Annotated in this window: 11 protein-coding genes; 8 read left to right on the top strand and 3 right to left on the bottom strand. The window is 44.2% G+C overall.

Translation table 11 applies throughout. The features are described 5' to 3' along the window. The first annotated feature begins 293 nt into the window (after window positions 1-293). Window positions 294-2855 (top strand): ATP-dependent Clp protease ATP-binding subunit, encoded by a 2562-nt coding sequence (locus tag QZ379_RS09700; protein WP_291563765.1) that lies wholly within the window; start codon window positions 294-296, stop codon window positions 2853-2855. 108 nt (window positions 2856-2963) lie between these two features. Here QZ379_RS09700 and QZ379_RS09705 read toward each other — a convergent pair whose 3' ends face one another. Continuing rightward, window positions 2964-3341 carry a RidA family protein gene (locus QZ379_RS09705; protein ID WP_291563767.1) on the bottom strand — a complete coding sequence of 126 codons (378 nt, stop codon included), beginning with the start codon at window positions 3339-3341 and terminating at the stop codon, window positions 2964-2966. A 347-nt stretch (window positions 3342-3688) separates the two neighbouring features. Here QZ379_RS09705 and rho point away from each other — a divergent pair, with 347 nt between their 5' ends. Then, window positions 3689-5818 (top strand): transcription termination factor Rho, encoded by a 2130-nt coding sequence (gene rho, locus QZ379_RS09710; RefSeq protein ID WP_291563769.1) that lies wholly within the window; start codon window positions 3689-3691, stop codon window positions 5816-5818. A 92-nt stretch (window positions 5819-5910) separates the two neighbouring features. Here rho and QZ379_RS09715 read toward each other — a convergent pair whose 3' ends face one another. Further along, a complete protein-coding gene (locus tag QZ379_RS09715; RefSeq protein WP_291563771.1) occupies window positions 5911-6297 on the bottom strand; it encodes a DUF3127 domain-containing protein in 387 nt (128 codons plus the stop codon). 222 nt (window positions 6298-6519) lie between these two features. Between QZ379_RS09715 and dnaN the strand changes: the two genes are divergently transcribed. The 6 genes from dnaN to QZ379_RS09745 are packed head-to-tail and all read left to right on the top strand — an operon-like array spanning window position 6520 to window position 13798. Continuing rightward, the gene (gene dnaN / locus QZ379_RS09720) at window positions 6520-7644 is read left to right on the top strand and encodes a DNA polymerase III subunit beta (protein ID WP_291563773.1); all 1125 of its coding nucleotides are present in this window, start codon (window positions 6520-6522) and stop codon (window positions 7642-7644) included. 10 nt (window positions 7645-7654) lie between these two features. Further along, on the top strand, window positions 7655-8431 hold the full coding sequence (locus tag QZ379_RS09725; RefSeq protein WP_291563775.1) for a 3'-5' exonuclease: 777 nt from the start codon (window positions 7655-7657) through the stop codon (window positions 8429-8431). Between the two features lie 10 nt (window positions 8432-8441). Beyond that, on the top strand, window positions 8442-9632 hold the full coding sequence (gene coaBC / locus QZ379_RS09730; RefSeq protein ID WP_291563786.1) for a bifunctional phosphopantothenoylcysteine decarboxylase/phosphopantothenate--cysteine ligase CoaBC: 1191 nt from the start codon (window positions 8442-8444) through the stop codon (window positions 9630-9632). A gap of 2 nt (window positions 9633-9634) precedes the next feature. Next, on the top strand, window positions 9635-11296 hold the full coding sequence (gene recN, locus QZ379_RS09735; RefSeq protein ID WP_291563777.1) for a DNA repair protein RecN: 1662 nt from the start codon (window positions 9635-9637) through the stop codon (window positions 11294-11296). 31 nt (window positions 11297-11327) lie between these two features. Beyond that, window positions 11328-12080, top strand: a complete 753-nt coding sequence (gene rlmB / locus QZ379_RS09740) for a 23S rRNA (guanosine(2251)-2'-O)-methyltransferase RlmB (RefSeq protein WP_235338113.1) — start codon at window positions 11328-11330, stop codon at window positions 12078-12080. A gap of 17 nt (window positions 12081-12097) precedes the next feature. Beyond that, on the top strand, window positions 12098-13798 hold the full coding sequence (locus QZ379_RS09745) for a tetratricopeptide repeat protein (protein ID WP_291563781.1): 1701 nt from the start codon (window positions 12098-12100) through the stop codon (window positions 13796-13798). An 80-nt stretch (window positions 13799-13878) separates the two neighbouring features. Here QZ379_RS09745 and QZ379_RS09750 read toward each other — a convergent pair whose 3' ends face one another. Continuing rightward, window positions 13879-14013 carry a DUF4923 family protein gene (locus tag QZ379_RS09750; protein WP_291563784.1) on the bottom strand — a complete coding sequence of 45 codons (135 nt, stop codon included), beginning with the start codon at window positions 14011-14013 and terminating at the stop codon, window positions 13879-13881. Window positions 14014-14052: the final 39 nt, after the last annotated feature.

Here is a 14052-nt window from a genome sequence, read left to right on the forward strand (position 1 = left end):
ATCTTTATAATTCTGTCTTGTTCTAGCATTTAAACAAATATTAATTATACATCTCTTTCGGTTTACGAAAAACCACGCTAAAGTACTACTTTTAGACGATATACGAAACTTTTTACGCAAAAATGTGTTCAAGATTAAAGTTTTTTACTCAAATGCGGACAAAACAAGACAATATTTCAGAACATAATTAATGGCACAGAATTTGTTGTAAACATAAAATATAGATATATTTGCCCCGAATAAGCATTTGGGCATCAAAAGTTAGCACAAAATATTTATTTAGGAATAACGAAATGAACGGAATATCATACTCAAAAGAAGCTACAGACGTTATCAAATACAGCAAGGAGGAAGCTTACAGAACGAATGCTACAAGCATTTGGCCGGAGCACATCCTGCTCGGCATAATCAGAAATGATGAAAGCAATGCCGCACAAATCCTAAAAGACTTATATGCCGACTTGAAAAAAATCAGGAAAGAGATAGAAGATGTATTGGAAAAGGAAACAGACAACCTTAACCTCCCTAAAACAGACATCAGAGATTTATACTTCGGAGAGAACTCCACAAGGATACTAAGACTCTGTTTTCTGGAATCCAAACTCTACAACAAAGATTCAATCGGCTCTGAACACATTTTATTGGGAATTATGAAAGAAGAAAGAAATCAAGCTGCACAAATATTGATGCAGAACAATATCACATACGACAAAGTAAAAAACAAGATAGCCGGACATGATGCTCCGGTCCCTTCTTCAGGACTGAACTTTGACGAAGAAGAGGACGACGGAATAGAGCGTCGCGGAATGCAACGCCCGGGACCATCGGGAATGTCGCCGAAAGGCGGTTCGGAATACACATCGCAGACATCAAAGAGCAAAAACGAACCGGGCGACAACAATCTCACCCTTCTGAACAAATATGGTACAGACCTTACGAAAGCTGCCATGGAAGGCAAATTAGACAAGGTTATCGGACGCGAAAAGGAGATAGAGCGCGTAGCACAGATTCTGTCAAGAAGAAAGAAAAACAATCCTGTGCTGATAGGCGAACCCGGAGTGGGTAAATCGGCCATAGTAGAGGGATTGGCCACAAGAATTGCCGAAAAGAAAGTGCCGAGAACTCTGTTCGACAAGATTATAATTATGCTCGACCTCACCTCGCTTGTGGCAGGAACAAAATTCCGCGGAGAGTTTGAGGAAAGAATCGTAGGCGTAATAAAAGAGGCAAAGAGCAATCCTAACGTAATTCTCTTTATCGACGAGATACACACCATTATCGGAGCAGGTTCTGCTGCCGGTTCAATGGATGCCGCAAACATCCTTAAGCCATCATTGGCAAGAGGGGAAATGCAGTGTATAGGTGCTACAACACTCGACGAATACAGAAAATCCATCGAGAAAGACGGCGCTCTGGAAAGAAGATTCCAGAAGGTTACTGTAGAGCCGACCACTAAGGAAGAAACTCTGCAAATCCTTATGAACATCAAGGAGCAGTACGAAGACTTCCACAACGTGAGATACACCGACGAGGCCATAAAATCATGTGTCGAACTGACCGACAGATATATCACAGACAGATTCTTCCCTGACAAGGCCATTGACGCAATAGACGAGGCCGGTTCAAGAATACATCTTATGAACGTAGCCGCTCCGAAAGAGATAGAGGAACAGGAAAGACTTATCGAGGAAACGAAAGAGCATAAGAACGAAGCCATCAAACTGCAGAACTTCGAGATGGCAGCCGGATTGAGAGATAAGGAAAAAGCCCTTCAGGCCGAACTGGAAAGGATGAAGCAGGAATGGACCGACAAGGCCAAGCAGAACCGTGAAACAGTAGACAGAGAGAACATCGAAGAGGTGGTTTCATTAATGTCCGGAGTACCATTGAAGAAAGTGGGAAGTTCGGAAGCCAACAAGCTGAAATCCATGCGCGAGAACCTTTCATCGAAGGTGATCGGCCAGGATGAAGCCGTGGAAAAGCTCGTAAAAGCCATCAAGCGTAACCGCGTGGGACTGAAGGATCCTAACAAGCCAATAGGAACATTCCTGTTTACCGGCCCTACAGGTGTGGGAAAAACCCATCTCGCCAAGACATTGGCAGAAGAGCTTTTCGGCACCAAGGATTCACTCATCCGCATAGACATGAGCGAATATATGGAGAAATATGCCGTTTCAAGGATGGTGGGCGCGCCTCCGGGATACGTGGGATATGATGAAGGCGGACAGCTCACAGAAAAGGTAAGACGCAAGCCCTACTCCATCGTTTTGCTTGACGAGATAGAGAAGGCGCACCACGACGTATTCAACTTCCTGCTCCAAATCATGGACGAAGGACGTCTGACCGACAACACCGGAAGAACAGTCGATTTCAAGAATACTGTTATAATAATGACTTCCAACGTCGGCAGCCGCCAGCTGAAGGATTTCGGCAAGGGTATAGGATTCAATGCCATAACAAGAAAAGACGATGATGAATACTCTAACGGTATCATCAGAAAGGCTCTTGAAAAGACATTCGCACCTGAATTCATCAACAGGCTGGACGACATCGTACCTTTCAGACAGCTTACGACTGACGACCTTGTCAGAATAACAGAAATAGAGCTGAAAGAACTGTTCCGAAGAATAGAGAAATTAGGCTTCTCAGTTTCAATAACCGACAAGGCCAAAGAATTCATAGCCCGCAAGGGTGAGGATGTACAATATGGCGCACGACCTATCAAACGCGCCATCCAGAACCATATTGAAGACAAACTGGCCGACTTCTTAGTAGAGAACGAACTGAAAGAAGAAAGTTCGATTATAATCGATACAGACCAGAGCGGAAACGAAACAATAATCAGCTCCATCTGAGAAGGCTTATACCACAGCGAAAACGCTTCGTCATTTAAACAAAAACGCTTCGTCGTTCGATTTGAAACGACGAAGCGTTTTTATTTAGTTAAATTCGGCCTTCCGATTTCATCTTACAGCGATGCACTCGATTTCCACCAAAGCACCCTTTGGCAAAGCCTTCACAGCCACAGCAGAGCGTGCAGGGAAAGCACCGTCAAAATACTTGGCATACACAGCGTTCATATCTGCAAACAATGACATATCTGCAAGGAATACAGTAGTCTTCACCACATTTGCAGTTGTCAGACCGGCCTCAGCCAATACATTCTTTATGTTTTCAAAAACCTGTGTAGTCTGTTCCACGATTCCACCTTCCACAAACTCACCTGTTGCAGGATTTACAGGAATCTGTCCTGACATAAAAACCATACCGTTGGCTTCGACAGCCTGGCTATAAGGACCGATAGCAGCCGGTGCCTTTTCTGTAAAAATTACCTTTTTCATAAATTTCCGTATATTAATATTCAATTTGGGAGTGCTAAATTAGTACAAAATCCCGATTTTATGCAATCCAAAGGCAAAAAACAGGCAAAATAATTGCGAGGATGACAAAAAATATGTATTTTTGTACTCTGTAAAGCAAAAGTCTGTAATCAGTTACGGCATTTGCCACAAAAATTCCAACAATATAAAAATCAGCAAATTATTTTAGTGTAAGATATCCAAGAAGTATTTTACTCCATCTTCCTTATTATTTCAAAATCTCATCCTCACAGACAAGGCAAGAGGAATAAAGACTTATAAAGGATACGGCACACTCTATAATATAACAAATTTATACACACACTTATATGTATAATATCATACAATTAAATGAAAAAAACCTGTCCGAACTGCAAGAAATAGCCAAAGAATTGGGTCTGAAAAAAACAAGCGCGCTGAAAAAAGAAGAACTTGTTTACAAGATCCTTGACGAACAAGCTATTAAAAGCGCATCGCAGAAAGCAAACGACGGACAACCTAAAAAAAGAGCAAGAATCAGCGTAAAGAAAGAGGGGGATAAAGTTTATACAGCCACTAAAGACAAGGCTCTAAAACTTGAAGCCAACACTCCGGTACTGCAGACAAGAACAATTTCCAAAGAATTTGCAGAAACTCCAAGCACTCCGGTAGAAACTGTGGAAAATCCGATAGCACCGGCAGTTACTGAAGAAAAGCCAAAAGCTAAAAGAGGCAGAAAACCAGGTTCGAAGAACAAATCCACATTAGAAAAAGAGGCTAAAGCCCAGGATTCTGCAGAAGTCACAAAAGCAGAACCAAGCAGCAAGACCAAGGGCAAAGCCAAAAACGCCGCACCAAAGAAAGAAGTTCCGGCACCGGTATTCGACGATGAGATGGAACTTCCTCCACTCGACCTAAAAAGCGGCGATGATTTTATTCCTATCGAAGACCTCCCTTCAGAAAGATTCGAAATTCCGACAGAACTGCTTGGTAAGTTTGAAGCTACCAAGGTTGAGCCTCCTGTAGTGCAACCGCAGGAAAACAAGTTCCAGCAGAAACAGAAGAAAAACAACAAGAAGCAGCAGAACAAGCCTCAGAACAACAAACAACAGAATAACGGTAAGCAGCAACAGAATAACGGTAAGCAGCAACAGAACAACGGCAAGCAACAGCCTGCAAACCAGCAGCAGAACAATAGCCAGCAAGCCGAAGCCGCACAACAGCCAAATACTCAGCTTCCGACCGTACAGCAGATTAAACTGCCTGCTCCTGACAAACAGCAACAGACAACCGAAGCGGCTGCAGCACAACCGGCTCAGGAGCCACAGCAACCGGCTAAACCTGCTGAAAAGATATACGATTTCGAAGACATAATCTCCGGCTCAGGCGTACTTGAAATCATGCCTGACGGATATGGTTTCCTTCGCTCATCAGACTACAACTACCTTTCTTCACCGGACGATATATATGTATCTCAGTCGCAAATCAAGGCATACAGCCTCAAGACAGGCGACGTAGTGGAAGGTACAATCCGCCCCGCAAAAGAAGGAGAAAAATATTTCCCACTCGTAAAAGTAAACAAGATTAACGGTGCAGACCCTGCATTAGTGCGCGACCGTATTCCATTCGACCATCTGACTCCATTATTCCCGGACGAGAAATTCAAGCTCTGCAAGGGTTATAATGACAATTTGTCAGCCCGCGTAGTCGATATGTTCTCTCCTATCGGTAAAGGCCAGCGTGCACTCATCGTAGCGCAGCCTAAGACAGGTAAGACCATACTTATGAAGGATATAGCAAATGCCATTGCAGAAAACCATCCTGAAGTATATATGATAATGCTTCTCATCGACGAACGTCCGGAAGAAGTGACAGACATGGCACGCAGCGTAAAAGCCGAAGTGATTGCTTCTACATTCGACGAGCCGGCAGAACGCCACGTAAAGATTGCAGGCATAGTGCTCGAGAAAGCTAAACGTATGGTTGAAAGCGGACATGATGTAGTGATATTCCTCGACTCTATCACACGCCTTGCACGTGCATATAACACTGTATCTCCTGCATCCGGTAAGGTATTGTCGGGTGGTGTCGACGCAAACGCCCTCCACAAGCCTAAACGTTTCTTCGGTGCCGCACGTAATATCGAGGGTGGCGGTTCGCTCACAATCATCGCAACTGCCCTTATCGACACAGGCTCCAAGATGGACGAAGTTATCTTCGAAGAATTCAAGGGTACAGGTAACATGGAATTGCAGCTTGACAGAAACTTGAGCAACAAGCGTATATTCCCTGCAGTGAACATCGTGGCATCAAGCACTCGCCGCGACGACCTGCTGCTTGACAAGACTACTCTCGACAGAATGTGGATTCTGCGCAAGTATCTGTCAGACATGAATCCTGTAGAAGCTATGGACTTCGTAAAAGACAGACTTGAAAAGACTAAGGACAACGAAGAGTTCCTGCTGAGCATGAATTCATAATCGCCCAAATACAGATATAAACAAAACAGCCATATCGCAATGTTCCAAAACGAAATGCGATATGGCTGTTTTTGTCTGGCTTTCACAAATTATCAGAATGGCAAATCATCCTTGTCGTCAGTAGCCGAGAAGTCAGCAGGAGGCACAGGAGCCGATGACACCGGAGGGAAAGAATAGTCAGCCGGCTGAGGCTGCATACCTGCATTCTGAGAAGGTTTTTCCACTTTCCATGCCCTGATACTGTTAAACCATCTGCCCTGCCATTCGCGAGCGTCTATATCAAACGAAACTGTAAGTTCTTCACCTGCCTGTATATTGAACTGCTGGATTTTATCTTCACCAAACACATCAAAACACATCTTACGAGGATACTGCTCGTTAGTTTCCAAAACATACTCCTGAACCTTCCAGTTGTTGCCCGATTTTGACACTCCACCGCGCGGTTCAAGAACAGCAATAATTCTTCCTGTTATTTCCATAATAATTTTCTATTTGATTTGAGGTCACGAAATTACTCTTTTCCTAAGAAGTGAACTAATTTTTTACAATATTTTTTATCCGAAGAAAGTCATTTTTGTCAATCATTTGCTTTAGCCGAACAATCTTTTTTTGTAACTTTGGCATTCGATTGTTTAACTAATTGCAGTTAATACTTTTGACAGGAAATAATAATTTAAAAAACATTTAATATAACATCAATCATGAGATTTTTAGTTTCAAGCACAACATTATTCAGCCACTTGCAGGCTATCAGCCGTGTTATCAATTCAAAAAACTCTCTTCCTATCCTGGACTGCATCCTGATAGAGCTTAACGACGGAACTATCACAATGACAGCTTCGGATAGTGAAACTACTCTGTCTACAAGCATCGAAGTCAGCGAATACGAAGGTGAAGGACGTTTTGCCATTTCATCAAAGACTATCCTCGAGGCTCTGAAAGAAAATCCTGAACAGCCGTTGAACTTCAATATCAACACTGAGACAATGGAGATTACTGTGAAATATCCTAACGGTAAATACAGCATGATGGCACAGAACGGCGATGAGTACCCTCTGCCAAAACAGATGGGAAGCGAAGTCGTAAACCTGACAATGGCTGCCGACGTTATGCTTACAGGAATCAACAGATGTATCTTTGCTACTGCCGACGATGAACTTCGCCCTGTAATGAACGGTATCTACTTCGATATCAGCCAGCAGGATGTGACACTTGTTTCGTCAGACGGTCACAAGCTTGTGCGCAATAAGTCTTTCGCTTCTACAGGCAACGAAAAGGCTGCATTCATCCTTGCTAAGAAGCCGTCAAACTTGCTTAAGAACTTGCTTCCTAAGGAACAGGGCGACGTACAGATTTGTTTCGACGACAAGAATGCTATGTTCACAATGGAAAACTATCAGATGACTTGCCGCCTTATCGAAGGACGCTATCCTAACTACAACTCTGTTATTCCACAGAACAATCCTCATAAGGCTGTAGTGGACCGCGCTATCTTCATCAGCGCACTGAAGCGTGTATCTGTATTCTCTTCTCAGGCAAGCAGCTTGATTAAACTCAGTCTGAAAGAAAACAGCATGACTATCTCAGCCCAGGACATCGACTTCTCGACTTCTGCCGAAGAAACTCTTATCTGCCAGTACGACGGAAAAGACATGAGCATCGGTTTCAAGTCGTCTTTCCTTATCGACATTCTGAACAACATTTCATCGCAGAATGTAATTATCGAACTGGCTGACCCATCAAGAGCCGGACTTATCGTTCCTGAAGAACAGGAAGAAAACGAAGACCTGCTGATGCTGCTCATGCCTATGATGCTTAACGATTAATCTTTTTATAATGAAACTGAATCTTAAAAACCCTATAGTTTTCTTCGACCTCGAAACTACAGGTACAAACATAACAAGCGACAGGATAGTGGAAATCTGCTATCTGAAAGTTTATCCTAACGGAAATGAAGAGAGCAAAACAATGAGAATTAATCCGGAAATGCATATTCCGGAATCTTCAACAGCCATCCACGGCATAACTGACGAGGATGTGGCGGACTGTCCTACTTTCAAGGAAGTGGCCACAAACATTGCAAAGGATTTCGAAGGTGCGGATATAGCAGGATTCAATTCCAACAGATTTGATGTTCCTGTCCTCGTCGAGGAATTTCTCAGAGCCGGTATAGACCTCGACTTGACAAAGAGAAAATTTGTAGACGTACAGGTAATCTACCACAAGTTGGAACAACGCACTCTGTCGGCTGCATACAAGTTCTACTGCGGAAAGAATCTGGAAGATGCACATACCGCTGAGGCTGACACAAGAGCTACCTACGAGGTTCTTAAAGCCCAGTTGGATATGTATCAGGACACTCTTCAGAACGACATCAACTTCCTGTCGGAATATTCAAGCTATTCCAAGAACGTGGATTTCGCCGGAAGAATAGTTTACGATGACAACGGAGTGGAGGTATTCAACTTCGGTAAATACAAAGGCATGCCGGTAGCTGAGGTACTGAAAAAAGACATCGGATATTACGGATGGATTATGAACGGTGATTTCGCGCTGAACACAAAGAACGTGCTTACAAAAATCAGACTGAGAGAAACCGGAATGTTAAAATGAGACATCTATGATGAAAGGTAAAAAAATAGTACTTGGCATCACTGGAAGTATTGCTGCATACAAGGCGGCAGTACTTGCCAGAGCCTTGATAAAGAAGGGTGCCGAAGTGCAAATCGTTATAACTCCTGCAGGGAAAGAGTTTATCACTCCGCTTACACTGTCCACCATAACCAGCAAGCCTGTCATCAGCGAGTTCTTCGCTCGCAGGGACGGAACATGGCACAGCCACGTTGACCTAGGTCTGTGGGCAGACGCAATGCTGATAGCTCCGGCCACTGCAGCTACTATAGGGAAAATGGCAAACGGCATTGCCGACAATATGCTTATCACTACATACCTGTCGATGAAAGCACCTGTTTTCGTAGCTCCTGCAATGGACCTTGATATGTTTGCCCATCCTTCTACACAAAAAAATCTTGACACACTCAGGTCATACGGAAACATTATCATCGAGCCGGGCGAAGGCGAACTGGCAAGCCATCTTGTAGGTAAAGGAAGAATGGAAGAACCGGAAAACATCGTTGCCGTCCTGGAGGATTTCTTCGCAAAGAAGTCCGACCTCGCAGGAAAGAAGGTAATGATTACCGCCGGTCCTACTTATGAGAAGATAGACCCTGTGAGATTTATCGGTAACTATTCTTCAGGCAAAATGGGTTATGCACTGGCTGAATGCTGTGCTGAGAGAGGTGCCGAAGTTGCTCTAATCAGCGGACCTGTAAGCATTACTGCAAAACATCCGAACATCAGAACAATCAGTGTGGAAAGTGCAGAAGAAATGTATCAGGCAGCTACAAGCGAGTTCGCTTCAAGCGATGCGGCCATCCTTTGTGCAGCAGTAGCGGACTTCACTCCTGAAACAAAAGCCGAACAAAAAATCAAGCGCGAAAAAGACGACCTGATTATCAAGCTGAAACCTACTCAGGACATAGCTGCCGCATTGGGAAAACTCAAGAAAAGCAATCAGGTGATGGTGGGATTTGCTCTCGAAACAAACGATGAGGTGGAACATGCCAAAGGCAAGCTGGAAAGAAAGAATCTCGACTTCATCGTTCTCAACTCGCTGAACGACAAGGGAGCCGGCTTCAGACACGACACCAACAAGATAACTATTATCGACAAAGAGAATGTCATTGAATTTCCACTAAAGAACAAGAAAGAAGTGGCCACAGACATCATTAATCATTTGGCAGAAATATTATAAATATGCTACAGTCTATATTCATCCAGAACTACGCACTTATAGATAAACTGGACATTGCATTCGAACCGGGTTTCTCCGTAATCACCGGAGAAACGGGAGCCGGAAAATCAATCATCCTCGGTGCTATCGGTCTGCTGCTCGGACAGAGGGCGGACGTGAAGGCTATTCGAAACGGAGCTACTAAATGTATCGTGGAAGCCAAGTTCAGCATAGCATCATATGGTATGGAGGAATTCTTCAAGGCTAACGATATAGAGTACGACAGCGAGGAATGCATTATCCGCCGCGAAGTAAACATCAACGGTAAGAGCAGGGCTTTCATCAATGACACTCCTGCCTCACTGTCGCAGATGAAAGTGCTTGGAGAAAAGCTGATTGACGTTCACAGCCAGCACCAGAACCTGCTGATAAACAAGGAAGGATTTCAGCTCAACATTCTCGATATCCTTGCACAGGACATAAAGGAGCAGACTGATTATCAGAATGAATACAATGAATACAGGAAGGTGAGCCGTGAACTGGATGAATGTATCAGACAAGCCGAAGAAACACGAAAGGAAGAGGATTATATCCGCTTCCAACTCCAACAGCTTGATGAGGCTGAACTGAAAGAAGGCGAAGTGGCCGAACTCGAGCAGGAGGCAGAAACGCTCTCTCATGCCGAGGATATCAAGGCCGGACTTTACCGCTCGGCACAGAACACAGGCGGTGACGAAGGCGGATGTCTGACACTGATTAAAGACAGCATAAACACTTTGCAAACGGTTTGCAAGGTCTTTGCAAAAGCCAACGAGTGGAAAGAAAGGCTTGAAAGCTGCTACATAGAGATAAAAGATATCTCTCACGATATGGATGACGCTCAGGAATCCGTAGAGTTCAATCCTTCAAGACTTGATTTCGTCAATTCTCGTCTTAATATGATATACTCGATGATGCAGAAGCACCACGTAAAGACTGATGCGGAACTTATCGAGATAGCGGAGAACTACAGACAGCAGCTCGATATGATAACATCGTCGGACGAACGTATCTCAGAATTGGAAACCAAAAAGCGGAAACTGTATGACAGTGTGCTCCGTAAAGCAGAAATCCTTACTGCATTGCGTACAGAGAGTGCCGGTAAAATCCAGTCGCAAATGGAATCTCTGCTCATACCGCTTGGAATGCCGAACGTGAAGTTTGCAGTAGAGATTTGCAGAAAGAAGGAACCTGACATAAACGGTCTGGATGCCGTAAACTTCCTGTTCTCTGCCAACAAGAACGGAACATTGCAGAACGTGGCTTCAATAGCTTCGGGCGGTGAAATAGCCAGAGTGATGCTTTCGTTGAAAGCCATGATAGCAGGAGCTGTGAAACTCCCTACAATAATCTTCGACGAAATAGATACAGGTGTTTCCGGCTCGATTGCTGAGAAGATGGCTCTGATAATGCAGGACATGGGACGACAGAACAGACAGGTTCTGAGCATCACACACCTGCCACAGATAGCGGCAAGGGGTAATGCCCACTACAAGGTGTATAAGGAAGACACAGAAACCGGAACAAACAGCCACATCATACGCCTCACAGACGAGGAGCGCATAGACGAAATAGCCAATATGCTGAGCGGTTCTACCATGACTGAGGCTGCAAGAAACAATGCAAGATCCTTGCTCGGACTTTAATTCATTACAAATAAAAATATAGAAAACAGATATGATAGAAAAAAATGAAATGATATTCGGTGTAAGAGCCGTGATTGAAGCAATACAGGCAGGAAAAGAAATTGACAAAGTCCTGGTGAAGAAAGATATCCAGAGCGACCTGTCGAAAGAACTTTTCGCTGCATTGAAAGATACTCAGATACCTGTACAGCGTGTTCCGGTAGAGAGAATAAATAAAATCACCCGCAAGAACCATCAGGGAGTAGTAGCTTTTATCTCTCCTATCACATACCAGAGAACTGAGGACATCGTACCGTTCCTGTTCGAACAGGGCAAGAACCCGCTGATAATACTCCTTGACGGACTGACTGATGTCCGTAACTTCGGTGCGATAGCACGTACTTGCGAGTGTGCAGGTGTAGATGCCATCATCATACCTTCAAAGAACAGTGTCAGCGTAAATGCAGATGCCATTAAGACTTCTGCCGGAGCACTCCACACCATACCTGTTTGCCGCGAGAGCAATATCACAAACACTATCAAATTCCTGAAGGACAGCGGTTTCAGCATTGTGGCGGCCACAGAAAAAGGTGATTATGACTACACTAAAGGTGACTACACAAAACCTACATGTATAATAATGGGAGCAGAAGATACAGGTGTGCCTTACGAACATCTTGCCCTCTGCGACGAATGGATTAAGATACCTCTGTTCGGTACAATAGAATCACTCAACGTATCCGTAGCAGCAGGAATCCTGATATACGAAGCCATCAAACAGCGTGGTTTCTCTACTGAAGAATAATAATACCTGACAATATCATGAGGAAAACAATATTCATAACACTCTGCGCCTTAAGCATCAACGGCTTGTGGGCGCAGGAATTGCCGAAATGGGCCAAGAAAGCTAAAAAAGCTGTTTTCTCGGTCATCACATACAATGCAGACAACAAGATACTGAACACAGGAAACGGATTTTACATTGACTCCGAAGGTACCGGAGTTTCAGACTACAGTCTGTTCAAAGGCGCTCACAGAGCGGTAGTTGTCACAGCCGACGGAAAGGAACTGCCTGTAACTCTTATCTTGGGAGCAAACGACATGTACGATGTAGTGCGTTTCAAGACAGAAACCACAAAGAAGCAGGAATCCCTTGCTACAGCAGCTACTCCCGGAAAAGAAAACGACAAGGTATATGTAATGCCATATTCCACACAGAGCTCCGTTAAGGGAACAGCAGGAACAATACAGAAGATTGATTCCATAGGAAAGAATTCGTTCTACTATACCCTCTCTATGAAAACGGGAGTGAAAGACGTAAACTGTCCGCTGATGAACGAAAACGGCGAAGTGATAGGTCTTATTCAGAGAAACTCCGGTTCTGAGGACGAGAAGAGTTACGCTCTTGGCATCAACTACGCCAAAAGTCTGTCTATCAATGCTCTTTCAGGCAGCGACGCCACACTGAAATCAATCAAGATAAAGAAAGGACTTCCCGAAGACGAGTCACAGGCATTGGTTTTCCTCTATATGATGTCGTCACAGCTTGAAGACGAAGAGTATCTTTCTATACTGAACGACTTTATAAATATGTACCCCAAGAACATGGAGGGTTATCTTCGCCGTGCCACATATTATATGGGGAAGAACTCCGAAGAACATATAAATGCGGTAGAAGATGACCTGAAAAAGACTGTGGAGGTAGCAGAAAACAAAGCCGAAGCACATTACGGAATTGCAAAACTGATATACAACTACAGTATAAGCAATGCGAAGAAATTGGAGAAAGCCGATTGGACTCTGAACAGAGCTTTGGACGAAATCAATCAGGCTTTATCTGAAGCAGGCGAAGGGCTGTACTACCAGATACAGGGAGATATCTATTTCGCAATGAAGGATTACAGCAATGCCGCTACAGCCTACGAAAATGTATGCAAGACTCCCCTCGCATCGGCAGCAGCATTCTATTCGGCAGCCAAGGCTAAGGAATTAGTGGAAGGTACAGACAAGAAAGAAGTTATAGCCCTGATGGACAGCGCAGTGGCACGCTACAACGCACCGTATGGAAAAGATGCAGCTCCATATCTGTTTGAAAGAGCGCGCATCAAATCGGATGCCAAGATGTACCGCGAGGCAGTTTTGGACTATAATGCTTTCTACGATGCAATGTTGGGACAGGTTTCGGCAGAGTTTTATGTAATACGCCAGCAGGCAGAAATGCAATGCCGAATGTATCAGCAGGCCATCAACGACATAAACAAAGCTGTTGAACTCGAACCGAAGAATGCAGCATACTTGACTGAAAAAGGTGGCGTACATATCCGCCTGAATCAGACAGACGAAGCCATAGCAGCATTGGAAAAAGCTATCTCACTCGACCCTAAGAGTGCCGATGCATACCGTATGCTCGGTTACTGTCAGGTGAAGGGTAAGGACAAGAAAAAGGGACTTGAGAACCTGAACAAGGCAAAAGAGTTAGGCGATACAGTAGCCGAGGAACTGATAAAAAAATATGCGAAATAACAATCACAGGACAGAAATTAGAGGGGCGAAACCGGAACAACCCGATTTCGCCCCTCTAATATTTTTCTATTTGATGCAGATTACTGCTTCTTCATCTCGAACCCGAGCATCAGACCGTCATACTGTGATAACACTGTGTTCAGTGTGCTGACAGTAGCGTTCGATGACTTTCCGGCTACGGCACCTGTCACTGTCTGAGCGTAAGCATTCAGCAAACCCCGTATTTCCCCCTCTGAAAGTTCTTCTTAGTTTTG

Origin of the sequence: Bacteroides sp. (assembly GCF_019417265.1) — a bacterium.
Lineage (GTDB): Bacteria > Bacteroidota > Bacteroidia > Bacteroidales > Bacteroidaceae > Phocaeicola.